The sequence below is a fragment of the Anaerocolumna cellulosilytica genome (assembly GCF_014218335.1).
Lineage (GTDB): Bacteria > Bacillota > Clostridia > Lachnospirales > Lachnospiraceae > Anaerocolumna > Anaerocolumna cellulosilytica.
Map to the genome: position 1 here is coordinate 4278793 of NZ_AP023367.1, position 26571 is coordinate 4305363.

Consider the following 26571-nt stretch of genomic DNA (forward strand, 5'->3'; position numbering starts at 1 on the left):
TACGTTTTAACATATCAGTGTGAAACTGCCTTTTACTTCACACTAGCTTTATAGATTTCCGTTATAATATTTTCAAGCGGTATATTCGAAATGGTAATATCTATCATGTTATCTGCATCAATACGTTTCAGCACTTCACTAATACTAATCTTGGTAGTATCAATCTCTAATCTTACATTACTTCCTTTGCTTTTTAACAAAGTAATCCCTGAAGCCGTCGGCAACTCCCCTGTCTCTTTTAGCTTTAGTTCAACTATCTTTTTATTCAGATAATGATATTTTATATTGTCCATACTATCATCCAGAACAATATGACCGTGATTTACAATAACAATACGCTTGCAAAGCTTTTCAATATCTCCGATATCATGACTTGTCAAAAAAATGGTTGTGTTATACTCCTTATTCATTTTCTTAATCAGTTCACGGATATTTTCCTTTACTACCGGATCTAAGCCAATCGTTGGTTCATCCAAAAATAGTACCTCCGGTCTGTGAATCAAGGAAGCTACGATTTCACAACGGATTCTTTGACCTAAGGACAGGTTTCTAACAGGCGTATTCATGATTTCATCCAGTTCAAAGCTCTCCTTTAATTCTTTAATTCTTGTTTCAATTTCTCCATCGGTTAAATCGTAAATAGCACCAAAAAATTTAAAATTATCATATGGCGTTAAATGCGTCCATAGCTGCTCCTTCTGGCCAAATACAGTACCAATTTTGTAAGCTAACCTTTTACGTTTCTTAGTTGGGCAAATATCCATAACGGATATGTATCCCTTATCTGGATAAAGGATACCTGTTAACATCTTAATTGTAGTACTTTTACCAGCTCCATTAGGTCCAATAAAGGCCAGCAGTTCTCCTTTTTCAACCTGAAGGCTGATATCATCTACAGCCTTTACAGTTTTGTAAACCGGTTTAAAAATAGCTTTCACACTGCCTTTTAACCCTTTTTCTTTTACTTTTACCCGAAAAGTCTTTGATAAATTACTTACTTTAATTGCTCCCAACCTACTTTCCTCCTTTTCAATTTTGTATCATTTTTATAGCAATATAATACGTTTCATATGAGCCTATTATTTTTTATAACAGAAACGAAAAACCAGCTGTTTCAGAAAATAAAAAAACCGCTCGGATAATATTTTAGATTACTAAAAATATTATTCCATGCGGTTGTATATAAGTTCAGATAATTCTCCGCATAGACACAAATAGAATGTTCTACCTGCATCTACACTTCTTCCCTAGTTGCAAGTATCAACATTCTATAATGACGCTAAATAGTCTATGTGATTGGACCATTATCTGTAACATATTATTTTCTCCTTAAACTGTAATTTCGAATAAGTATAGCATACTATCTTGACCAGTGCAAGCCTTTTTTTCCTATTCCTGCCTATCTCTCGTACAGACTTAACTTTTGATTTAACTTATCATAAATATCCCTCATCCATACTTCACTGGTAATGGCAATGCATTCATTCATCTTTACCCATTGCACTCCGCTATTTTCATCTGCTTTCACCTTAAGTTGCTCCATCTCGTCACCTTCTAGCAGATATGTAACATTCATATGAAGGTGGGAGGATACATAGCACCCCCTTTTCATATGGCCATTTACACAAAGAGTTTCTAAAGAAAATATCTCTTCCATGACTGGTGTTATGGATACAATGCCTGTTTCTTCTCTTGCCTCTTTTATAGCAACTTTAAGCAAATCACTTTCTCCATCGGCATGCCCGCCAGTCCAGGCCCAACTGTCATAAAGATTATGGTAGACCATTAAAACCTTCGTTCGTTCCTTATTGACAATCCAGGCCGAGCTTGTTATATGCGCAATCTCATTATCCCGTAATAAGCAGTTGTCATACAGCCCGATAAAATTCAGTATACCGCGCTTATCCTTTTCTTCCTGCTCATTCCATGGCTTATAAGCATCGATTCTTTGATACAGGCTTTTCTCCATCTTATCTCTTCACTTTCCAAGGCATATGATTAGTTGTTTTTACCCTATTTTTATGATATTATAAAAACAAAACCAACAGGTTTCCCGTGAAAAACCAACCTTTCACTTTCATTTACTATAAAGTACTATATCTTACTTTTTATGTCAAGTTATTTGTTTTTGGCACATCCTGTATTTAATTTGTAAGCAATTTATTTCTCTAAAGGCATATATTAGAGGTAATCATGTAAATAAAAAGCAATTTCACCATCCTGATTGTTACGTACACCCAAGCGTACAAAAGGGAGTTTATGTTGGTATTACTTTTTATGTGTGTAAGTGCAACCAGAGTATGCACTAGGCACACAGATTGGAGTTAACATGCAATCGTGTGAACTTGTTACATTTGTCACTGCTGTAGCCTGTACTATGTCCCAATGTTACAGCGAAGACGAATTGGCTGTAATTGCAGCCGTATTCACTCAACTAGGGGATACCCTTACGACTATTTTAGCTCAGGAACAACTATGTAGTGATGACAAAGCTTCCAATAAATCCACAGCCCCCCTTACCTAACTATAAAAAACTGGCTATTGAACATAAAACGAACTCTATGACTTTCGTTTACTTCTTTGAAAGTTATAGAGTTCGTTTACTTAACTTTAGTATGCTAAAACCTCGTACCCTTCTTCTGTTACCAGAACCATGATTTCCCACTGGGCGGAGGGAGAACCGTCTTGAGTAAACACGGTCCAGTCGTCTGTATCATCTATAAATATATCCGCACTTCCTATATTTACCATAGGCTCTATGGTAAATATCATTCCCGGTACCAGCAACATATCGGTTCCTCTTTTACCAGTATAGCCAACCCAGGGTTCTTCATGGAATTCAAGTCCGACACCATGACCGCCAATTTCTTTTACAACCGTATAACCATTTTTCTGTGCATGTTCATGTACTGCCTGGCTCATATCACCTAGAAACCCCCATGGTCTTACCTGTTCCAAACCAAGTTCAATACATTCCTTTACTACTTCAACCAGTTTCTTTTTATCCTCATTCACTTCGCCAATACAAAACATCCTGGAAGAATCAGAAAAATACTCCTTATAGATAGTCGACACATCAACATTAACAATGTCTCCATCTTTTAGTATAACCTCCTCGGAAGGGATTCCATGACAAACTTGATTATTTATAGATGTACATACACTTTTAGGGTAGCCGTTATATCCTAGCGTAGCCGGAATACCACCTAATTCGGTGGTTTTCTCATTAACCAAACGATTTATTTCTTCGGTAGACATACCAGCTCTTATGTTATCTGCCACATAGTCAAGCACAGCAATATTTATCTTACAGCTTTCTTTTATACCTTCTATCTGTTCTTGATTTTTTATTATCTTCCTGGGGGGGATTATATGCCCCTTTCTTTCGAACTCTGAAAGCTTATCATCAAAGGCTGCATGGCAGAATTTATATTTCTTACCACTGCCACACCAGCATGCATCATTTTTACCAATCTTCTTTTCCATTGCCTATCCACCCATTTCTTTCATAATATTCTACTTCTACCTGCGTACCGGCAAATGTAACGGCTTTAAATAAAGCTTTATCACTGTCGGTCCTTTTCTGTATTGGAATGGTGTACAATTATAGGCTTTTACAAATGCCCTGGTAAATGCCTCCTGTGAAGAAAATCCATACTTTAAAGCAATGTCCAGGAAACGATACTTGGTATTCTTTACTTCGATAGCAGCAAGACTAAGTTTTCTTTTTGCTATGTATTGTTTCATTGTAATACCCACTGTTTCATGGAATTTTGCAGAACAGTAATACGGTGAATATCCTATATAACCGGATAATTCCGTAAGCGTAGGATTCTCTGTTATATTGTTTTCAATCCATTCCACCATAGATTCAATAACCTGAACTGACAAAGTAACCACTCCTTCCCTGGTATTATAACATCAATCATAAAATAATATTTGATATCACTTGCAATGTTTTTGACTTTTGCAAAAGGTTTACTTCTTACTTTTTAATTGTATTATGGCAGATTACCTTACAAATAGCAATACAGAGGTTAATAGATCTCTCGTTCCATACTTCCGATTCTTCCAAACCCTTCTCCTATACCAAAGCTACGAATAAAAAAGAGATCGTCCTCCGAGGGCTCTCGCTGGTAAGTATCTTTATACAAAGCCTTAGCTTCCTCCATATTTTTAGCCCTTCCTGCTATGTCTGCCCCCATTTTAAGACTATCATAATACTCCACCATTTCAGCTCTGGTACAAATGGATTCATGAGAACATACATAATAATCCGCCTCATACTCTAAAATTAGGTCAAACATAGGAAACATAGTTTCCTGATTGTAATAATTATATCCCTTACTCGTATGCCCATATGCACAGTCTCCTAAGAAGACCGTTTTTTCTTCCGGTACATATACAATTGTAGAATCACAGGTGTGAGAACTTTGCACCTGTCTTACCTGACAGGTGATACCGCCTAAGTCAATTAACAATTCACCCGAATATATGAGGTCTAAACCAACGGGTTTGAAACTATCTCTGTTGTCAATCTCTGATTTTATACAGTCTATGCCGTGTTGTGTAAAATAGTGATTTGCTGCCTTTTCTAAAGACGTATTATCGTAACTTAATTGCCTGTACGCTTTTAATTTTTCATTGCTTATGGCATTGCCAATAGCCGGCACCTGCCATTCTGTCAGACCAAACGAATGATCCCAGTGGTAATGAGTGATTACAATATAAGTTACCTCCGGTAAGTTGTATTTTATAAGCTCCTTCTTTAGCTCTCTGGCATGCTTCGGGGAATTACCGGCATCAATTACTAAGCAGCCTTTGTCACCTACCACAACACCTAGTACCGGTCTTTCCTTTTGGTTATCGTTCCTCATATAATATATACGTTCTGTGACTTTCTCTAACTTAAATCTTCTCCTATCTAATATAAGCAGTTAAATTAAATGGTTATTAACAACTTAACCTAATTTATATCAGAATGCCACCTCATTGTTTGTAGAGAAACAAGTATAGGGAATCCATTTCTTCCAGATATTTTATATCAGCAGAATCAACCACACTTCTTTATGATTTCTACATGATTGGCATGAATAAATGCATATGATGTCTTAAGAAAATCTTCCATATTCACTCTTCTTTGGTACAAATTCATGATATGCTCCATTAAGGGCTTATCTAATATATTTTCAGTATAAAATTGTGAATATGCTTTTTGGGGATAAGACAAAAGTTTTTTTATAATAGGTTCATTTTTTCACTACTTTATTTTCAATAATTGAGTAGTCATCAGATATTTTTATAACTTCTTTTAGTTCTAGTAGTAATCCAAATGTCGGAAACACAAATAGAAAAATGTTTCCATACAATTAAGATTTCTGGTCTTATCACATTTTCTACAGGAAGTATTGGAGTTGGTTCCAAAAATATTTCCGATATCATCACCTTGCTTTTCCTTGATTTCTTTCAAACTGCGGTACCAGTAATATACCGTCTCACTCGCACCATTCATTCACATTCGGACAGCTGAGTTTTCTGTTTTGAATTTTGCTTCTCCATAATACCATGGAATCTGTTTTACTCATAAGAATTTCCTCCCTGTTGTACCATAGGGAAGAATACCATTTTTAGTGGGTTATGGAAAAACTCCTTCTTTTGATGCACTTACGGTACATAGAACAATATATAAAGAATCACTGCGTCAATATGTAGTTGTAATGGTTCAATATAGGCTCAAACAGATGGGGGTATACGTGAAAACATTACTAGTTGGAAATGGAGTAGATATTCAGATTTTGGGCACGAATATTTACCATCTAATATAATGAGATTAGACGATTTAGTGCGTAATCTTTTTTGGAAAATGGTCGATTATTTAAATATTCTATTCTAACATGCAGAAATACTTACTAAAAAATAGAATAATTGTAAATCCACCATTATTCCCCAGGTCGTTAAGAAACGCAAGTTGTATATATCAGGAATCGACTACATGTATGTAAAAGATATGACTACTAGGCAGACTTCTTTTACCCTTATGAAAATATAATTTTCAGGTTTCACAGAGCTTCATTCTGATATTACGTATAAACTATTTTAATTTCAGTGGCTGAAACTTAAAGATGTAGATGACACCATTTGTGGATATATCTAATATTTTTCAATTTCTGTCGAGTCTACAATTTTTTTATAGTAGTGTAATAATTTGTTACTGCGAAAAGTTAAAATATATTCCTTTTCAGGAATTATTGTAATATATATTTTTTTAGGACACCTAAATTTTGTACCATCAGAAGAATAAAGATAATAATTTTCATTCACTTTTTGCTTTTGACTAATATAACTTTGTGTATAATATATTGTTTCATTTCTATTATAAGCAAAAACAAGTAAATTAATAACTAATATGATTAGTATAGATTTTATTAATCTCGATTTTTTATTCGATTTTTCTTTAATAATAATAATGACACCAATAACAAATAAGATAATGGGTAGTATAAATGTAAATGCTAAAAATATGTCGTAAGATTTTGTATTTATAACTGTAGTAGGTATGTTTATATAATCATAATTATAGATAAATAGCCAAGATAGCAATAATAAAATACCGCAAGGAACTATTACTATTTTTGCAATTATTAATATTTTTTTTATTATATCCCCCCCTCTCAAAATTTCTATAGTTTTAAAATAGCACTAATTACCTCCTAATCTTATGGTAGACCGGACCAATTGCTTAACATCTTTAGAAACTATTATTCTATATTAAATAAAATAATTGTGATAATTATTAATCTAGGATTTCTTTCTTTAATGTTATTATTTTTATGATATTAATAATACCATAAGCAAGCAGAAACTGCAAATAATGGAATTTTTTCTATCTCTTTTCTACTGAACACAAAAATAATACTTAACTGTTAATAAGTATAGCTTTAAGCAGTAACGCTTTTGCATAGCAAAGTCTCATATCTTATAACAATGATATGAGACTTTTATGTAATCATCAATTCCAAGTAGTCGAAAATGTTTTAGATATTGCTAATGTATCAACCGTAGCCGCTCCAGAAGCAGAGATGCCAAGTCCAGATGAATCAATTGTTAAAGATATGGTTGGTACTATAGTATTATGCCCATATTTTCCAAATGCTTGAGTGCTCGTAGGAGCTGTTACTCCATCTTTTACTCTAAGTTTTACATAAGCATAACCTCTATTGTTATAAGGTACTGGAGACTCCATTTTTAAATCAATATCTCCAATTATGTTAGCTGCATTTAATTCACGTGCATCGTAATTATTATCTACTACACGAGTCCATGTATTATATCCAGTAAAATTATACCAATTATTAACGAAACCATATGCTCCATCAACTACCTGGAATTTTGAACTATCCCATGTAATTCCAATCTGGTCTGTTAAATACCACATGATATGTTTTTCCCAATCGTAGTTAAGAGTAACCCATAAAATTTTATACCCATTTTCTTTGTAAGTTGTGCCTGTAAAAGTTAAACGCAAATCTGCAGAAGGTATAGTACCATAAGGAATAATCTGATTCTTGGATATTGTTGATTCCATATCACCACTAACTGTAGTAGAACCAGCATATCTAGAATCTGGATGGCTAATAATTTCATTTTTAACTTCATCACACATAGTACTAATTACATCGGCTGGATATCCTTTTCTTTCTAGTTGCTTATCCACACTAAGTGTTGCTGATGCACTAACTGGCATAACAAATAGAGATGCCAGTACGATGCAAGTCATAATAATACTTATAACTTTTGTTTTCATTAAAATTCTCCTTTTAAGTATTTATTTCACATATCATAATTATGACATTTTATACCATATTTTGGTAAATGTCAACAGTTGTTTCCTCCGTTATTACATGTTTCCTCCGTTATTACATGATTATCCAAATAACACATTTTATAGTATGCGAGTATGCGAAATAATATTATACAACGTGGAATGAAAAGATTCTTATTTAATTTTATTTACATTGCTCCTCCATTGCCTCCTACTATGCTACTTTCTATCAAAATCGGAATACACTTCCTTCTCACTCTATTTTCAAATTCCATTACCATCAGTCTTTAAATGGCTCTTATAAAAATAGTTTTCATTGATATAAAACATTTATTAAGTTCTGATAATGATAATCCCATCCGAACTGCATCATTTCTTGGAAACAAAGGCATCTTTGATTGTAAGAAATGAAAAAAAGGAGTATTACAGAAGAACTTCTATGGAACGTTCTAACAAGTGTGAGCAGATGATTATCTTTACAGATGTGGATAAGTACCACTACACTATGATGTAGTCTATCTCCCCTATAGTGTCATAATACTTCGATATCTTAACACATGAGAAATGCCCTCAGTTCTATGTATCATTTAGCAACATGTCGGCTTACTTATAACAGGTAACTATGATTTTCCTCATTTATTTTAAAACCTACTTTTTGATACAAGGTTATCGCTGATTTATTGTCAGCGGACACACACAGGGTTAAATCTTCAGCAGCGTTATCGTGTAGCATCTCCGCAATTGCGCGGGACAATAAGGAGGATGCGATACCTTGGTTACGGTAATCCTTATCAACCCCTAAAAACTCAATGTAAGGATCAGCAACATTATAAAAAATATAACCTACCGTTTTATCGTCTTTAACCTCTAGGAGAATGCGATACTCTTCCTCTTCAGACATTTGTATTAAAGTACACCCATTATAATACGTACCTGGAAATACACTGTCATGAAGCTTGATGATAGCCTCCTTATAGCTATCTTCATAAAATATCGGTTTGCCGTTAAGACTTGGCCTAAAATCCTCTGACAACAGCTCCATTACATAATCAGAGCCTCGGTACTCTGCACCCATATCCCGTAAACACTCTTCTGCTAACCGGTTACTGCTGCCCAGAAAAAAACAATAGCGAAAATACGGATATTCCGTAATTACGGTCTCCACTAAAGCTTTCATGCATGCTTTTACATCGCTTTCCTGGTCTTGAGTAAAATTTTTGTCTATAAATGGTCCTACCATTTCTATTGAGTTGTTATCAAGACAACAATCGGCACCCACTACTCCTATCAGCTTGCCACCCTCTGACAAAACGAATATATTACTTTGTTCGTCTTCTTGCATCTCTATAAAATATTCTAAAACTGAATTATAATCAGTTCCAAGATAAGCTATTCTATGTTCTTTCTCTTTGTTGATACTTGCTGCAAATTCTGCCAATATCGTTATATCTTCACTAATAACTTTTCTTACATCCATATTTAGCTCCTATCTGCGCCCTTGGGTCGCGTACAAATCAAGGGGTTGAATATTTTTTATTCAAACTTAATCCTCTGCATATCCCAGGTTTTCCTGTGATACTGCCACAAATAGAACAGTTGAAAACATATCTATGTGGCATACTTTCTTTTTTCTACCTGTCTATTATAGTATTGAATAAATTACTTTTCTACCAATTTCCTCTAAAAAACCAGATGGCGACAAGTTGCCTTGACACGAATGATGCCAATAAAAATCAGAGATTACTCGGCCTCCCTTAGCCGTTCCACAATACTTTTTCTGGTACTCATCTGGCGCTTCTTCCATCCAAAGTTTATCCATAAGCTGGTTTCTGGTCAGGGTACGTCCCTTATTAAAAACCAGTACTTTTAACAACTTTTGTTCTATACGGCTTAAATTCAGCACTTCCCCCCTCTTAAAAAACTCCATGGTATCAAAATCAAACCGAAATTCATCCATCTGTATAAAGTTGTTGTCTTTGGGTACAGTTCCTCTCTTTAACTGCGTATTGACTCTTGCCCGGAGTATCATTAAACTAAAGGGCTTAGTTATGTAATCATCCGCCCCTAACTCAAGTCCTGTTACAATGTCCGTCTCCATGTCACAGGCCGTAAGGATTATAATAGGCACCTGCATAAGACATCTGATTTCTTCCAGAAATATAAAGCCATTTCCATCGGGAAGGTTGATGTCTAATAGAATTAAATCATACTGCGTGCGGTTTAACTCGTTCCGTGCTTCAAAAAGATTGTTCACTTGCATAAAATGCAAATCCTCTCTTTGCAGAGCAAGTCTGATTCCATTGCTTAGCGCTTTATCATCTTCAATTATTAATATTTCATACATTTCTATGCTTCCTTGTTTTTTAATGATTGCTACTTATACTCTCGTGCATATTGCAGGCTTTTTTAGGGACATGCTAAATATGAATTAGTCGGTATAGGTAAACAGTACATGATAAGGTTTGCTTGCTATAAACTGACTGCTTAAATAAGCCTCATAAATCTCATCCAAGGTTAAATCCTTCTTATTTGTCATTACCAGCACTTTAGGATTACCTTCATTAAATTGTTTGGATTCCTCTAACTTAAAAAGGTATGTGTATCTAAGATTCATTTCGTCCGGATTGTCCGAATAGAAGATAAAATAATTCTCGCCATCATAAAACACATCCATAAAGTAAGATTTCGTTTCCCCGTCTGTCAATAGCATCATCCGTAAAAACCCCTTTTTGCCTTTTTCTGTTCTCTGCATAAAGGTGTCTATGAATTCCTGTCCAGTCACCTTATCTCCCTGAAACACAGGACATCCATCTGCCAGAGCCTCCTCCTTAGAATAGGATGCGTCTATCTCTTTTATAGGAGCCACTTTTTTTCTGGTACATTTGGTAAGGAGATACTGATAAAAACCATTGCTGTAATTCTGATTTTCAAAAAACCGCTCAAAATACAGGTATTTTTTTTGTTCTTCCTGAAATATCAGAATATTCATGTCTTGATTTCCCAAATACACTTCCTCACCAATACAGCTATCTGGTAATCCCACTGCCTCTAGATTCGTATCAGGCCATTTATTACGAACTATCGCCTCTACCGTTCCGACTGATTTAAAACCCAGCGGTATATCGTTTAACACATACGTATCATTTAACCAATAAGTATAATCCCCTACCGTAATTCCCGGACGAAATTCTACCTTACTTTTTTGATATTGGCTGGTAATTGCAAATAGCAATGCGATTGCCAAAAGGCACATGGCGGATGCCAATATAGTAATGATTGGCTTTTTCTTTTCCTTTACTGTATTCTTAACGCGGTTTCTTACCTGCGTATCCTCAGATGAAAACGAATAAACACTAACAGATTCTACTCCCTTAGATACGTTTTTAAGATAATAAAAACCTGCTTTTCTAAAAAATCTGTTTAAGTATTCATTCTGTTCTGAACATTCTAAAAAGAATCTCAAACCTTCTTTTTTACTTAACTCCATAACAAACCGACAGATAGCCTTACCAATGTTCTGTCCCTGATTCCCCGGAAGAACTGCCATACGATAAAGGCAACAGCTCTTTTTAACATTGATATCACCAATGCCATTTAATATATCTTTATTTAATGAACCTTGTTCTACGGGTTTTATTGAAAATACTGCTATGATTTTATCTGCCTCTTTAACAATATACTGGTATCCTCTCTCTATTTCCTTCTCTATGTCAAAACAATACCAGGGATATGCCCATTGATTTATTTCCTTTTCTAACAAAGTAAGAGTTACTTCATCTAAAACAGCTACAATATCTGCTGCATCTGATTTCTTTGCAATTGTTATTTCCATAATATTCCCAACAAGTGAAAGATATCTTGTTCCTTTCCTTCTCTAGTATTATAAGGATTAGGACTTTTGACATTCTAATCCTATCCATTGTTATTTATTCTTAGTATAGTGGATTCTTATTTCTGTGACAACTTAAGTTTCTCTTAAAAGAAAATAATGCACCTGCCAAGTCAAGTTTCAGACATTGGTAAGTGCATTATTTATATTATTTTACTGTACCTTGTATCTATTAATGAGTATTTGACCGGTTTCTTCCGACTGCCTCTAACCAGCCATTTATTTTTTGTTCTCGTGCACTTTCCGCAAGTTCCGGCTGGTATCCTTCATAGGTTATATTATCAGACAAACAACCAGAGCGAAAGACTCCAAGAGTTACGCCTGCCAGATAACTGCAACCGAGCACGGATAATTCCTCTACTTGGGGTATACGAATGGTTTTTCCAAGAATATCAGCTTGAAACTGCATTAAATATTTATTTCCTGTGGGACCTCCGTCCACTCTTACTTCCTGTACAGGAATGCCAGCATCCTCCTCCATAGCACGTACTACATCATTAATCTGATATGCAATGCTGTCAAGAACTGCTTTAACCATCTCATTTCTCCCAGTTATACGGGTCATACCGCAAAAGCCGGCTTTTGCTTTGGAATCCCAATAAGGAGCTCCAAGTCCTGAAAAAGCAGGTACAAAGTAGGTAGAATCTTTGGGATTTGCCCCCCATGCCAGTTCTTCTGTCTCTTTCGGGGAAGCAATTAATTTAACATCATCCTTTAGCCAGGTGATTACCGCTCCGGAATAATTTAAGTTACCTTCCAGTACATAATTTACCTTGCCGCTAATTCTCCATGCCACAGAAGAAGCCAGACCGTTTCTGCTAAATATAGGGGTATCACCAACGTTCATCATAATAGACGAACCGGTTCCATAGGTTGCCTTCACCATACCATGCTCATAACAGCATTGGGCATATAAAGCGCCATGAGAATCCCCCATAATACTCCGAATCGGAACGGGATGATTCAAATACCCCTCAAAGTCTGTTACTCCGTAATCCCCGTCAGAATCCGTTATTTCCGGAAGCCTATCCTTATCTACCTGAAACAGGGAACAAATTTCTTCATCCCAGTTTAAAGTCTTTAAATTCATAAGTTGGGTACGGGAAGCATTGGAACAATCCGTTTTATACACTTTCCCGCCCGTGAGCCGATATACCAGATAACTGTCCATAGTGCCAATACAATAGTCTTTATAAAACTGCTCCTTCTTTAATACGTTAGATATCAGCCAGGACATCTTTGCTGCCGGAAAATAAGGTGATAGGGGAAGCCCTGTTTTTCTTAGTATTCTACTGCCGTATCCTAACTCCTTAAGTCTTTCTGTAATTTCCTGTGCTCTTGCGCATTGCCATACTACAGCAGTAGAAAGCGGTTTTCCAGTAGGTTTATCCCAAAGAATCGTCGTTTCCCGCTGATTACTGATACCAACCCCGGCAATCGCTTCTTTACTTACCTGCGCTTTTTCAAGTAACTTGGGAATTAATTGTATGACATTCTTATATATTTCATCTCCGTCATGGGATACCCAGCCTTTATCATTTATAATCTGCCGGTGCAAAAGGTCTGTACGGCATACAATGGCCCCTTTATGATTTAAGAGTACTGCCTTAGTACCCTGCGTACTTTGGTCAATTCCTAGAATATATTGTTCACTCATACCAGTAACTCCATGACGGCTGTGACTATTCCCTGCGCATTTAGATTATAATAGTCAAATACCTGCTTTGAATTACCTGTAATAACAGGTTCATCCGGTAAGGACAGATTCATTACCTTTTTGGGATTCTCCCTTGCTGTTATCTGGCTTACCAGACTGCCAAGCCCTCCCAGATATGTATGCTCTTCTACAGTTACTACCGCCTTTACTTCATTGAGATATTTTAAGAAAGTAACTTCATCAAATGGTTTAATACAATACATGTCAAGAAGTGCTGCCTTCACTCCCTTTTCCTTTAGCAGGTTTACCCCGTCAAGAGCCGGTCTGACCATTTCTCCGCAGGCAACAACCAGTACATCACTGCCCTCTGCTAAAACGGTAGCCTTATTCATAACAAAAGAAGTATCTTCTGGTGAATATACATCCTCTACAGGATTACGTCCAACACGGATGTATGCCGGTTTTTCATCTGAAAGCAATGCTTTTATAAGACATTTAGTCTGATGTCTGTCACTTGGCAGATAAACGCGCATATTTGGAATAGACCCCATAATAGCAATATCCTGAGCTGAATGGTGAGTCATTCCCAGTGCACCATAACTAACTCCACCACTAATACCAATCAGCTTTACATTGGTGTTTGAATAAGCTACATCAACCTTTGCCTGTTCCATGCTTCTGGTACTTAGAAAGCAGGCGGGGGATGCTGCATAGGCTTTTTTCCCACAGCTTGCCAAACCGGCTGCAATACTCACCAAACTTTGCTCTGCAATACCAACTTCTACAAACTGCTCCGGATGAGTATCTGCAAAAGGTGCTAAGGAAGCAGAGCCTCTGGAGTCACTGCATAAGACAACAATATCCTTATCCTTCTTCGCTTCCTCCACTAGTACATCACATATTACCTGGCGATTTGGTATTTTATTCATTTGCAGCCCTCCTTTTCTCCTCAAGTTCCTCAAGCCCTGCTCTTAACTCCTGCTCTGTCGGCACCTTATGATGCCATCCTGCTTTATTCTCCATAAAGGATACTCCGTATCCCTTTGTGGTATCTGCTATAATGACTGTGGGCATTCCCCTAGTTTCCTTTGCTTTTATAAAAGCCTCATCCAAAGATTTTATAGAGTTACCCTCTGCATGGATTACATACCATCCAAAGCTTGCAAAACGTTTCTCCAGATTATCATGGGACATAACATCTTCCGTACTGCCTGATATTTGCAAGCGGTTCCTGTCTACAACCGCACACAAATTATCCAACTTGTAATGACCTGCCGCCATGGCTCCTTCCCAAACGGAACCTTCTGCTAATTCCCCATCCCCCATTACAGTATATACACGGTAAGTCCTCCCGTCTTTTTTCCCTGCAAGTGCCATACCAACCGATACCGATAACCCATGTCCAAGAGAGCCGGAATTCATCTCGATGCCATTTATCTTGTTATTAGGATGTCCAATATATTTTGACAGGTACGTAGAATATGTCAGAAGCTCCTCCTTTGGGAAAAAACCTTTGTCACAAAGAACTGCATATAAAGATTCAACGGAATGGCCTTTGCTAAGAATAAACCTATCTCTGTCCGGGTCTTTTTCTCTGCCCGGTGCCACGTTCATATGTATATAGTATAAGGTAACCAGAATATCCATAACGGAAAAGTCACCGCCAATGTGACCGGTCTTTGCCTGGTAAATCATGTGCAAAACAGTTTTGCGAAGCTCAAATGCCTTTGCTGTTAAGTTCTCCATTCTAATAACCATCCCTTTCTAAAATCTGCAAACGTTGGGAACTGACCAACTTTGCAGGTGACATTGTTACATATCACGTTAGTTTCCCGTATACCCTTCTATCCTTTATTCGCGCTATTCTCCTCGAATAAAGGCTCTTACCTCTTCCTCTATTGGATCATATAGATCCGGTGTTACTCCAATGTATTTACAGGCTTCATACAGAACCGGAACCACATTTTTATGGATGCCTACACAGTGATGGATATAAGGACCGCAGACCAGCTTATCCTCAAGACGTTTTAGATTAGCTACCTCAACCCATACATAAGTTCCTTTTGTATAGGGTCCCTCCACACCTTTTGCATTGCCAAGCAATAAGGAGTACTCTCCGTTATCACCATCAAATCTGGCAAGGGTCATATTCCCGAATTTAGCTTGTGCTTCCACTGCTCCCGGATAATCAAACGCCAAAGGATACCCGATGGTAGGTTTTTCCTGAGCAACCGAAATAGGCCATGGACCACAGTGCTGTAAAAGTTCTCCATTTTCGTTATCCGGATGTCTTACAGTCCAATCTGCGAAGAAACTTCTGGCCTCGTCCATACCGGCAGCTTCTACCATAAGAGACGTTATCGCTCCGTGTATGTCTGTTTCACAGACTACAGGGATGCCTTCTTCATTTAATAAGGAGTTGGCAGCACAAGGCATAATGCCAATTTCTCCCTGCAAAGCATTCCAGCACTGGATAGCAATGGCTTTACAACCATATTTATCTGCCAGCCTTTTCATTGCTACTTTAAGGGCTGCAATGCTTTCAAGCTGCTCCTCACCTACTTTTATGTTCATGGCTTCCTTACAATACGCCACTACCTCAAGGATTTCTTTTCCTTCTGCTTTTACTTTCTTTACCTCTTGAATTAATTCCGGCATGGGTATAGGTGCTAACTGGATATTAAAGCGTTCTAGCAATTCCCCTTCATTACACATGGTTGACCAAAAATCAAAGGGTCTAGGAGCAATCTGAAGGATACGGATGCTTCGAAAGGTTTTAACCACACTACAGACTGCAAGGAAATTACGTATGCCTCTTTCGAATTCAGTATCCGTTAATCTGCAATTTGTCAGGTAAGTAAAGGGTACCTGAAATCTTCTTAGCACTTTACCAGTGGCAAATAATCCACACTGGCTGTCTCTAAGACGTATTCCGTCTTCATCCGGTCTTTCATCCCTTGGGCCCCAAAGCAGCACCGGTAAGTTCATTTCTCTTGCAAGTCTTGCAACTACATACTCTGTACCAAAATTACAGTGAGGAAAAAATAGACCATCTACCCCTTCTTTTCTAAACTTATCCATAATTTTAATGCGGTCAGCCTCATCATAAAATAATCCTTCCTCATTAATATCAGTTATGTCTACAATCTCTACCCCCAATTCCTTAAGCCTCTTTCTGGTTAAATCGGCATATTTTACTGCATCAGGCGCACTGAAAATACTTCTTCTGGTTGGTGCAAAACCTAACTTGATTTTTTTCATACCTCTATTTTCTCCTTTTATGTTACTAGATGGATTTCCTTTTGATTTGCTATTATTTCATCTCCAGCATTGAACAGCAGTATAAAATAATACATTTTAAATCTAGTTAAATATTTGTTTAATTAAATATTAATATTTATTAAATTATTCAATTATATAATATCATATTCTTAGAAAAAGTCAATATGGTTATGAGGGTTTCATTTATTACAGTTTAAATTAGTACTATTATTTGAAGTTAATTCATTAAAGATTATTTAACTATTAAATATTTTTCAATTGACTGAAGCTATTTTTTCATGTACTCTATAAGCAAATAATCCTATCCAGAGAATTGCAAAACAATCATTGAAATAATAGAAACAGAAAGGGGATTAACTATGGCTATATCAGCGAAAGATTTGGCTAATTTATTAAATATATCACCGGCAACCGTATCTATGGTATTAAATAACAGACCGGGTATCAGTAAGGAGACGAAAGATAAGGTTTTAGAAGGTGCCAAAAAATACGGTTTTGATTTATCAAAAAAGCACATGGTGGCAGTACAGGAGGGTATGCTCCACTTTATGATTTATAAAAATCATGGCAGTGTAGTTTCTGATACCCCCTTCTTCTCACAGGTTACAGAAGGAATTCAATCCCAGTGCCGCCAGAATGGTTATCATCTACAGATTAGTTATCTTTATAAGAATGAGGATTTGGACAAACAGTTAGAGAGCCTTATCCATCTTCCTTGCAAAGGAATTATATTATTAGGAACAGAAATGTCAGCAGATGAATTTATTCTTTTTAAAAACTTAAGTGTCCCATTGGTGGTACTTGACAGCTATTTTGAAGCTGCTGCCTGCAATGCGGTTTGCATTAATAATGTACAGGGTGCTTATCTGGCGGTAAAACATCTGGTGGAAAATGGTCATACCCAGATTGGATATCTCCATTCCTCCCTTTCTATCAATAATTTTACAGAACGTCAGGAGGGCTACCTAAAAGCACTGGGGGAAGCCGGTATAACAGAAGCTTCCACGGTTATATGTCCGGTTCATCCAACGATGGAGGGCGCATATAAAGATTTATTAAATTATTTAACAAGTAATTCCTCACTGCCTACTGCTTTTTTTGCTGACAACGATATTATTGCCATGGCAGCTATCAGAGCCTTTAAGGAAACCGGTTATAACGTACCAGAGGATATTTCTGTTATCGGTTTTGATGATATGCCTCTTTGTGAATATATGGATCCTCCGCTATCCACAGTACTTGTACAAAAAGACCGGCTAGGAGCCTTAGCGGTAGAACGTTTACTTTATTTAATTGATCATGAAGTGAATGATTATGTAAAAATAGAACTATCGACTGCACTGACAGTAAGAAAAAGTGTAAAAAACCAAAACTTGTAAGGTATCTGATAAATTATATCATTACAATTCTTGTTATTGTTGCTTTTGCAACAAATAAAATTGAGACACTATGTTATACTACAAATGTGCCGACCTATAGACACAAGCTAACAGCACACTATGATATCAACAAACCTTTACTTATGTTATAACTTTTGAAAGGATGCTTACTATGTCTCAATATTTTGAAATTACAGATACTATATATGATATTACAGAAAAATATCCGGAAACCATTGAATTATTTATAGCGAATGGCTTTGATAATCTTAGCAATCCGGTAATGCGACAGACCCTTGGTAAAACCATCACCCTTGACATGGCTTTATCCATGCGTAAAATAAATCAAGAAATTTTCGTGCAAAAGCTTAAGGAGGCCATTGAGCAGATCCTTCCTGATTTGTCCACCGGACTTTATGCCATGAAGGAGGAAAATGGCGGTGATATTCGTATTGAAGGGGTATTGCCCTGCCCCATAAGACTTCCTCTTTTGGAGAAATTTGAAGACTTTGCAGCCTCCCAAAAAGATAGTCTTGATTATAAGGTAGATTATAATTTAAAGTCTGCTAACCTGGGACTAGATGATGTGAAAGAAAGAGTAGTTGCCGCAGACGGTAATGGAGATGCCCTGTCAGACTTGTACTTATCAGCTGGTTTTGACTTATTTTTTGATAAAAGTTTAATGGGACGTTATAGGGATGCCGGAGTCTTTGAAGATATTTCAGGAATCGAACAGGTGAATACAGACTTTGATAATGACCACATTTCATTAAAGGACCCAAAAAAGCAATATGCTATTATCGGTGTTGTACCGGCAATTTTTATGGTAAATACTGCTGTCTTGGGCGATCGTCCTTTTCCTGAAAGCTGGGAAGATTTAATGAATCCTGCATTTGAAAACAGCATAAGTCTGCCGATGAAAGATTTGGATATGTTTAATGCATTTTTACTCCATATTCATCGCTATTATGGAAATGAAGGCATAGAAAAAATGGGGCGCTCTCTTTTACACAACATGCATCCTGCACAGATGGTCAAATCCCATATACAAAAAGGTGGTAACACAGTTCCCACTGTTACCGTAACACCTTACTTCTTTGCAAGTATGGTTGATAAAAAAAGCCCTCTGCGTCCGGTATGGCCAAAAGACGGTGCAATTATCAGTCCTATTTTTCTTCTTGCCAAGAAACAAAATAAGGACAAAATAAAACCTTTTGTTGATTTTCTCTATTCAAAGGAAATAGGTGAAATTTTATCTTCTAACGGTAAATTCCCTTCTACAAATCCTCTCGTAGACAATCATTTAAGTCCAGACCAAAAATTTATGTGGTTAGGGTGGGATTATATTTATAACAACGATATTGGTAAGCTGATTACGGATACGGAACGCCTGTTTTATGGCGCATCGGGGAAGGAGTCTGTATGAATCTGATTATCTTTTCCGGACCTCCTTCCTCCGGCAAGACATCTGTAATTTTAAAAACGATTGCCGCTTTTAAGAACAGAAATATTAAAGTAGGTGTCGTTAAGTTTGACTGCCTGTATACGGATGACGATATAGCATATGAAAAAGCAGGTATTCCGGTAAAAAAAGGCCTCTCGGGTGCTCTTTGCCCTGACCACTTCTTTGCTTCCAATATAGAAGAGGTTGTTAATTGGGGTAACCAGGAAAAACTGGATTTATTAATAACGGAGTCAGCAGGACTTTGTAATCGTTGTTCACCCTATTTAAAAGAAATGAAAGGTGTTTGCGTTATTGATAACCTTTCCGGAATTAATACACCTAAAAAAATCGGCCCTATGTTAAAATCCGCAGACTATGTAGTTATCACCAAGGGTGATATAGTCTCCCAGGCAGAACGTGAGGTCTTTGCATCCTGTGTAAGCTCTGTAAATCCCAGAGCTGTCATTATGCATGTAAATGGACTGACGGGACAGGGTGCCTATGAATTGGGAAGCCTGTTGTATGATGAAAATCAGGATATACAGTCCGTACAGGGCATGCAGCTTCGTTTCCCCATGCCTTCCGCTCTTTGTTCCTATTGTCTTGGGGAGACAAGAATTGGCGAAGCCTATCAAATGGGAAATATTAAGAAAATAGATTTAAAGGTGGATAAACCATGACAAACTGGAGTATAGAAAAACTATTGAAAGAATATCCCTTTACGGCAACCTACTTCGAGCAAAATAAACTGGATATTGCCGGATATGAGGAGAAAACCTTTGAGGCGTTTTTGGAACATTTTACCATAGAAGAACTGGAAGACCAGGCAATTGACAAAGAAAAGCTGTTAGCAGACCTTCCACTCTTTATAAAGCAGATGCTCGCCTTTCTTGGGATTGAAAAGGATAATCAGGTCTATTCTCTGACCATTCTGCCGGGTCATGATAAATCCGGTAATACAGAAGGCTTTAAAGAATTTACAGTGAATACCTCAGAGATTGTTTCCATTGTAGGACCTACCGGTTCCGGCAAGAGCCGCCTGTTAGCTGATATTGAATGGACAGCTAAAGGAGATACTCCTACCGGCCGCAGTATTCTAATCAATGGAAACATACCGGATAATAAATGGCGTTTTTCCTCAAACAACAAGCTGGTTGCACAGCTGTCTCAGAACATGAATTTTGTAATGGATTTAAGTGTAGCGGAATTTTTGAAAATGCATGCAGTAAGCCGTCTCGTGGAAAATCCGGAAGCTGTTATTCAGCGGATTATTGAGGCCGCAAATAATCTTGCAGGCGAAAAGTTTAATCTAGATACTCCTGTAACCAGCTTAAGCGGCGGACAATCCCGTGCTTTGATGATTGCAGATACTGCCATATTAAGTTCTTCTCCTATAGTGCTGATTGATGAGATTGAAAATGCAGGAATTGACCGTAAAAAAGCCCTTGAGCTTTTGGTCTCAGAGGATAAAATCGTCTTAATGGCTACCCACGATCCGCTTTTAGCTCTTATGGCTAACAAACGAATTATAATCAAAAATGGCGGTATACACAAAGTGATTTTTACGAGTGACGAAGAAAAGACCTTGTTAGAAGAGCTTGAAAAAGTCGATGCATTGATTCAAAATACAAGGCAGGAGCTCCGTAAAGGAAATACGCTGTCATTAAAAAATCTGGAACAATAGTATTCCTGATAGTTTCTAATAATCCATTTACAAATGAATGAATCTATTATAAATCAAGCTATATTTCAGAAAGACCCTAAGGGATTCTTTCCATACCGTTTAACAACAAGCCAGTTCTATATGCAATCATCCATGAGAAATTACATATAGAACTGGCAGTGTTTTGTTTATCCAGGGCATTATAGGAAAAACGATTCATTTACAGTTGAAAATACTCCCGCAAAACACCATAATGCACCACATCCTGGAAAACCCCTTTGATTTTTACCTGTTTTGGCGATACTCCCTCTTTAATCATGCCACACTTTTCCATCACCTTACCAGAACCCTCATTACCGGAAAAATGAGTAGCTTCTACACGATTAAGCGCAAGAACTTTAAAACAATAGGTAAGCATCGCACCTAACGCTTCTGTCATATAACCCTGCCCCCAATAAGTTCGGTTTAAAACATATCCGAAACTAGCTTTATCATGAAGTACCTCCAAACGTATATCAATACAGCCTATGCAAAGGTCAGAATCCTTTAAAGCCAGGGCATAAACAAGTGGCTTAGAATAATACTGTGTGATTGCTCGTTTGGCTCCGTCAATATCCTTTATACCTTCCCAAATAAGATATTTTAAAGTCCTAGGGTCACTGCCATAAGCGAATACAGCTTCTTCATCACCTAATGTAAATGTTCTTAGAAAAAGTCGTTTCGTTTCTAGGCGTTGTTTTTGCTCTATAATCTCTCTGTAATTATCTACCATATAATGACTCATACCCTTTCTAATACCTGCGAGTTTTAGACTACAGGTATACTTCCATGTGAAATCGCTCTTTCTATTGCATGGATACCTACTGTTGATTATTTCCATTTTACTACCATTGTCTGAGCTTTTGCAATTACTTTCTTCAATTTGATTTAAGAAAAACTAAACCATTAATATAAAAGCCTTATGACTTTAATAATACACAGTTAAGTCATAAGGCTATTGGTTATAATCATTATGATAATTCAAACATTCCAGTATATAGCTGATAATATTTTCCTTGCTGTTTTATTAGCTGGTTGTGATTACCGCGTTCGATAATTCGTCCATTTTCCAATACCATGATGGCATGGGAATTGCGGACGGTTGACAAACGGTGGGCAATAACAAAAACAGTTCTTCCTTCCATCAAACGGTCCATTCCTTTTTCAATTAAGGCTTCTGTTCTAGTATCGATAGAGGAAGTTGCCTCATCTAGTATCAGTACCGGTGGGTCTGCGACGGCTGCTCTGGCTATGGTAATTAACTGCCTTTGTCCCTGGGATAAATTAGCGCCATCCGCTGTAAGCAGTGTCTGATAGCCCTGTGGAAGATGTTTTATAAAGGAATGGGCATTGGCAAGCTTTGCTGCTGCTATCACCTCATCATCCGTTGCATCCAACTTTCCATAGCGGATGTTATCCATTACGGTTCCCGTAAATAAATGAGAATCTTGTAGTACCATAGAAAGAGAACGTCTCAAATCATCCTTCTTAATTTTATTAATATTAATTCCGTCATATCGTATCTTACCATCCGGCACATCATAAAAACGGTTGATCAGATTTGTAATGGTTGTTTTACCTGCACCAGTAGAGCCGACAAAAGCTATCTTTTGCCCTACTTTAGCATAAAGGCTTATACCATTTAAAACCGTCTTATTTTCTTCATAACCAAAGACCACATTATCAAATTCAACTTCACCTTTAACCTGGGTATAGGTGATGGTGTTATCGCTCTTATGTGGATGTTTCCACGCCCATATTCCGGTTCTTTCCTCTGTCTCCACAAGCTTCCCAGTAGCGTCAAATCGTGCATTCACCATAGTAACGTATCCTTCATCTACCTCCGGCTCTTCATCAATCATCTGAAAGATTCGCTCTGCACCGGCAAGAGCAGTCAAGACAGAATTTAATTGTTGGGATATCTGGGTAATTGGTTGTGAAAAACTTCTGGTATATTGCATAAATGCTACAACTGTACCAATAGAGAGTACCCCTGATACCGATAATATTCCTCCAAAAATGGCAGTTATGGCATAGAGCAAGTGAGATAAATTACCCATAATCGGAAACAGAACACTTGCAAAAGTATTGGCATTGGTTGCCGCTTCGCATAACTGGCTGTTTAACTTATCAAACTCTTCTTTTGCTGCGTCTTCATGACAGAAAACTTTAACTACCTTCTGCCCTTCAAACATTTCTTCAATATAGCCATTTACTTTTCCTAAATGAATCTGCTGCTCTTTAAAATAAGCACCGCTTTTTCCACCAAGTTTTTTTATAATATTTAGCATAATAAACAGCATAATAACAACTAGAATGGTTAGCTGCCAGCTAAAAAGTATCATCATGATAAATACACTGGATACTGTAATGACAGAGGATATAAAATTGGCTACACTATTGCTTAACATTTCTCTGATAGTATCCGTATCATTTGTATAGCGGCTCATTAAGTCACCGTGCGTATGGGTATCAAAATATTTTATAGGAAAGGACTCCATCTTACGAAATAAGTCCATTCGAATTTTATATAGAGTTCTAGTTGATACATTCAGCATTAGTCTGCTGTACAAATAGGTTGAACATGCCCCCATAACATAGATAGCGCCCATAAGAATGAGAACTTCTATAAATCCCTTAAAAAGCATACTGTCGTACTCTTTTGCTAAAGGAGTCAGATATCCATCAACAACTTTTCTTAAAAAGGAGGTTCCGGCAACCTGTGCTCCGGCACTTAACATAATAGTAAACAATATCAGAATTAACTGGACTTTATACTCCTGCATATAACTAAATATTCTACTTAAAGTTTTTTTTACATTCTGAGGTTTCGCCCCAGGTCGTTTTCCGCCCATTGGTCCTGCCATGACTTACGCCCCTTTCTGTTGGGATTCATATACTTCCCTATAAATATCATTGTTTTGCATTAATTCATCCGGCGTTGCAAAGGCGTTAATCTTACCATCATCCAATACCAGTACTTTATCTGCATCACTAACAGAAGAAATCCTTTGTGCAATGATAATAGTCGTGGTATCCTTAAGCTTTTCACGAAAAGCCTGCCTGATTTTCTGGTCGGTGGCCGTATCTACTGCGCTGGTGGAATCATCCAGTATAATTATCTTTGGCTGTTTCAATAAAGCCCTGGCAATACATAGTCTTTGCTTTTGTCCACCGGACACATTGACACCCCCCTGACCTAAATCCGTATCATACCCATCCGGGAAGGACATAATAAAATCATGTGCCTGCGCCGCCTTACAGGCTTCTATTACTTCCTCCTCTGTAGCGTCTTCCTTACCCCATTTTAAATTATCACGAATGGTTCCTGAGAACAGGACATTCTTTTGCAATACCATTGCAACTTCATTCCGAAGTGTTTCTAAAGAGTATTGCTTTACATTCTCTCCTCCTACAAGTACCTCTCCTTCCAGCACATCATAAAGTCTTGGAATGAGTTGAACAAGGGTTGTCTTTGAAGACCCGGTTCCTCCAATTATTCCTATGGTTTCCCCGGATTGAATCTTAAAGTTAACGTCTGCTAACGTCAAGTTCTCTTTATCCCTGGCATAACTAAAGCCTACCTGTCTAAATTCAATCGATCCGTCTTTTACTTGAAGGTTCTTTTCAGTTGCACTGTCTTTAATATCAATGTCTTCATCAAGTACTTCTATAATACGAAGCACAGAAGCACGGGAAACAATTATCATGATAAATATCATGGAAAGCATCATAAGTGACATTAATATCTGACTGATATAGTTAATGAAGCTGGATAATTGACCGATTTCAAAACTTCCGTCCATTACCATATTGCCACCAAACCACAAAATCGCAACCATACATATATACATACAAAACTGCATCACCGGACCGTTGAGGATGATAATCTTCTCTGCAAATAACTGTGCTTTACGTAGTGCATCCGCAGACTCTTCAAACTTTTTGATTTCCTGCTTTTCCCTTACGAAAGCTTTCACAACACGGATTCCTACCAGGTTTTCCTGAACATCGGAGTTCAACTTATCATATAGACCGAGCATCGCCACCACCCTTGGATGCGCCTTGCTTATAATTAACCCCAGTGCAATTGCCAGAATCGGAATTACAACTAAAAACACAGAGGATAGCTTCACATTAATTGTTATCGCCATTACAGTTGCACCTATTAACATAATTGGTGCTCTTGCAGCCATACGAATAAGCATCATAAAAGCATTTTGGGTGTTTGTTATGTCCGTAGTAAGTCTTGTAACAAGAGATGGTGTGGAAAATTTATCTACATTTGCAAAAGAAAAATCCTGCACTTTATCAAAAAGTTTTTTTCGAAGATTCTTTGCAAATCCCATACCAGCCATTGATCCGAATTTAGCACCTAAAGCACCAAACATCATGGAAATCATGGCCATAACTACCATTAAGCCTCCCATTTTGGCAATGTAACTTACCCCGCCGTCCCCTAAGATACCTTTATCTATCATACTTGCCATAACAAAGGGGATAAGTATTTCCATAAGTACTTCACCAATCATAACAAAAGGCGTAAGAATAGCGTATTTCTTATATTCTCCAATATTAGACACTAATTTTTTAATCATTTTTATACCCGTTGCATATTGCAGACTTGTCTGCAGTACTGCCACAATATAATTATATTTCTACAATCTAGTGACAGAATCTAATTGCGGCATCCTTTCTTTCGTTTATTTTCCTTTCATTTTTATACTATATAGGCCGTAACGAACCAGTCTTTGAATGGGATGAAAACGTTCAAAGACCAAAGCAGGCCAATCTATAGGATAATCAGAAGAAGCCTATGTATTAACACATATATTCTTCTACATTCTTAAGACTTCGTTTTAATAAATCCTTAAAAGTTCGTTTTTCATCCTCTGACATTCCCTGCACAATAATATTCTCAAGCTGTATAATATAATCCACTAAACTGATTGAAAGTTCCTTTCCCTTTTCAGTCAGAAGCACTTTTTTAACTCTGGCATCTAAGGCATCACCAATTCTGGTAATCAATCCGTTTCTCTCCATATTTTGAAGAATATTCGTAACACTGGAACGCTTAATTTCAAAATGCTGCTCAATATCTTTTTGATAAGCAGGGCTTTCTGAATAATAAAGGGTCAGAAACCGTAATATCTTTACCTGTTCCAAAGTGATGCCATGCTTCACCAGATTTTCATCTGAAAGATATTTAATGTTCTTACCCAGTTTTTTGATAAAGATTCCATAATCATCGGGATGCTTCGGTTTTTCACATTCCTTCATGCTCTCTCCTTTTGTAAAATAATTGTTAGATATCTAACAATTATTTTATTAAAAAATTATATATTTGTCAATCGTAAAATCTACAGCCTTAAAAATGTAAAAAACTCTTGACATTT

General features: G+C 37.0%; 22 protein-coding genes. 5 read left to right on the top strand and 17 right to left on the bottom strand.

The genetic code is table 11. From position 1 onward, the window contains the following. Positions 1-32: 32 nt before the first annotated feature. Entirely contained in the window at positions 33-1013 is a 981-nt protein-coding gene (locus acsn021_RS17735; RefSeq protein WP_184092363.1) for an ABC transporter ATP-binding protein, read from the bottom strand. 386 nt (positions 1014-1399) lie between these two features. Next, on the bottom strand, positions 1400-1969 hold the full coding sequence (locus acsn021_RS17740; RefSeq protein WP_184092364.1) for an NUDIX hydrolase: 570 nt from the start codon (positions 1967-1969) through the stop codon (positions 1400-1402). 360 nt (positions 1970-2329) lie between these two features. On the opposite strand from acsn021_RS17740, the gene acsn021_RS17745 reads away from it, so the two are divergent. Continuing rightward, positions 2330-2524 (top strand): DUF6774 domain-containing protein, encoded by a 195-nt coding sequence (locus acsn021_RS17745; RefSeq protein ID WP_184092365.1) that lies wholly within the window; start codon positions 2330-2332, stop codon positions 2522-2524. Positions 2525-2610: 86 nt separating this feature from the next. Here the strand turns inward: acsn021_RS17745 and acsn021_RS17750 are convergent, their stop codons facing one another. From acsn021_RS17750 to acsn021_RS17815, 11 genes are all read right to left on the bottom strand, one after another. Continuing rightward, positions 2611-3486, bottom strand: coding sequence for a methionyl aminopeptidase (locus acsn021_RS17750; protein ID WP_184092366.1), 876 nt, complete (start codon positions 3484-3486; stop codon positions 2611-2613). Between the two features lie 36 nt (positions 3487-3522). Further along, a complete protein-coding gene (locus acsn021_RS17755) occupies positions 3523-3891 on the bottom strand; it encodes a helix-turn-helix transcriptional regulator (RefSeq protein WP_184092367.1) in 369 nt (122 codons plus the stop codon). 146 nt (positions 3892-4037) lie between these two features. Next, a complete protein-coding gene (locus acsn021_RS17760; RefSeq protein ID WP_184092368.1) occupies positions 4038-4877 on the bottom strand; it encodes an MBL fold metallo-hydrolase in 840 nt (279 codons plus the stop codon). Positions 4878-7009: 2132 nt separating this feature from the next. Further along, a complete protein-coding gene (locus acsn021_RS17775; protein ID WP_184092369.1) occupies positions 7010-7804 on the bottom strand; it encodes a hypothetical protein in 795 nt (264 codons plus the stop codon). A 625-nt stretch (positions 7805-8429) separates the two neighbouring features. Then, a complete protein-coding gene (locus tag acsn021_RS17785) occupies positions 8430-9299 on the bottom strand; it encodes a GNAT family N-acetyltransferase (RefSeq protein ID WP_184092370.1) in 870 nt (289 codons plus the stop codon). Positions 9300-9464: 165 nt separating this feature from the next. Continuing rightward, on the bottom strand, positions 9465-10166 hold the full coding sequence (locus acsn021_RS17790) for a response regulator transcription factor (protein ID WP_184092371.1): 702 nt from the start codon (positions 10164-10166) through the stop codon (positions 9465-9467). An 84-nt stretch (positions 10167-10250) separates the two neighbouring features. Continuing rightward, positions 10251-11654: a GNAT family N-acetyltransferase gene (locus acsn021_RS17795; RefSeq protein WP_184092372.1), complete on the bottom strand. Its 1404-nt coding sequence runs from the start codon at positions 11652-11654 to the stop codon at positions 10251-10253. Positions 11655-11883: 229 nt separating this feature from the next. Then, entirely contained in the window at positions 11884-13368 is a 1485-nt protein-coding gene (locus tag acsn021_RS17800; protein ID WP_184092373.1) for an FGGY-family carbohydrate kinase, read from the bottom strand. Further along, positions 13365-14297 carry a transketolase family protein gene (locus acsn021_RS17805; RefSeq protein WP_184092374.1) on the bottom strand — a complete coding sequence of 311 codons (933 nt, stop codon included), beginning with the start codon at positions 14295-14297 and terminating at the stop codon, positions 13365-13367. The genes acsn021_RS17800 and acsn021_RS17805 overlap by 4 nt, the downstream gene beginning before the upstream one ends. After that, positions 14290-15114, bottom strand: a complete 825-nt coding sequence (locus tag acsn021_RS17810; RefSeq protein ID WP_184092375.1) for a transketolase — start codon at positions 15112-15114, stop codon at positions 14290-14292. Before acsn021_RS17810 ends, acsn021_RS17805 begins: the two co-directional genes overlap by 8 nt. A 114-nt stretch (positions 15115-15228) precedes the next feature. After that, complete coding sequence (locus acsn021_RS17815) at positions 15229-16629, bottom strand: L-fucose/L-arabinose isomerase family protein (RefSeq protein WP_184092376.1); 1401 nt, start codon at positions 16627-16629, stop codon at positions 15229-15231. 380 nt (positions 16630-17009) lie between these two features. Here acsn021_RS17815 and acsn021_RS17820 point away from each other — a divergent pair, with 380 nt between their 5' ends. From acsn021_RS17820 to acsn021_RS17835, 4 genes are all read left to right on the top strand, one after another. Beyond that, positions 17010-18029, top strand: coding sequence for a LacI family DNA-binding transcriptional regulator (locus acsn021_RS17820; protein ID WP_184092377.1), 1020 nt, complete (start codon positions 17010-17012; stop codon positions 18027-18029). Positions 18030-18201: 172 nt separating this feature from the next. Continuing rightward, positions 18202-19455 (top strand): ABC transporter substrate-binding protein, encoded by a 1254-nt coding sequence (locus acsn021_RS17825; protein ID WP_184092378.1) that lies wholly within the window; start codon positions 18202-18204, stop codon positions 19453-19455. Next, positions 19452-20153, top strand: coding sequence for a GTP-binding protein (locus acsn021_RS17830; RefSeq protein ID WP_184092379.1), 702 nt, complete (start codon positions 19452-19454; stop codon positions 20151-20153). Before acsn021_RS17825 ends, acsn021_RS17830 begins: the two co-directional genes overlap by 4 nt. Then, complete coding sequence (locus tag acsn021_RS17835; RefSeq protein ID WP_184092380.1) at positions 20150-21157, top strand: ATP-binding cassette domain-containing protein; 1008 nt, start codon at positions 20150-20152, stop codon at positions 21155-21157. The genes acsn021_RS17830 and acsn021_RS17835 overlap by 4 nt, the downstream gene beginning before the upstream one ends. 199 nt (positions 21158-21356) lie before the next feature. Here the strand turns inward: acsn021_RS17835 and acsn021_RS17840 are convergent, their stop codons facing one another. The 4 genes from acsn021_RS17840 to acsn021_RS17855 all read right to left on the bottom strand — a co-directional run bounded on the left by acsn021_RS17840 (position 21357) and on the right by acsn021_RS17855 (position 26455). Continuing rightward, entirely contained in the window at positions 21357-21920 is a 564-nt protein-coding gene (locus acsn021_RS17840; protein WP_197978578.1) for a GNAT family N-acetyltransferase, read from the bottom strand. A gap of 226 nt (positions 21921-22146) precedes the next feature. Next, positions 22147-24042, bottom strand: a complete 1896-nt coding sequence (locus acsn021_RS17845; RefSeq protein WP_184092381.1) for an ABC transporter ATP-binding protein — start codon at positions 24040-24042, stop codon at positions 22147-22149. Between the two features lie 3 nt (positions 24043-24045). Beyond that, positions 24046-25773: an ABC transporter ATP-binding protein gene (locus acsn021_RS17850; protein ID WP_184092382.1), complete on the bottom strand. Its 1728-nt coding sequence runs from the start codon at positions 25771-25773 to the stop codon at positions 24046-24048. 223 nt (positions 25774-25996) lie between these two features. Further along, the gene (locus acsn021_RS17855) at positions 25997-26455 is read right to left on the bottom strand and encodes a MarR family winged helix-turn-helix transcriptional regulator (protein WP_184092383.1); all 459 of its coding nucleotides are present in this window, start codon (positions 26453-26455) and stop codon (positions 25997-25999) included. Positions 26456-26571 lie beyond the last annotated feature (116 nt).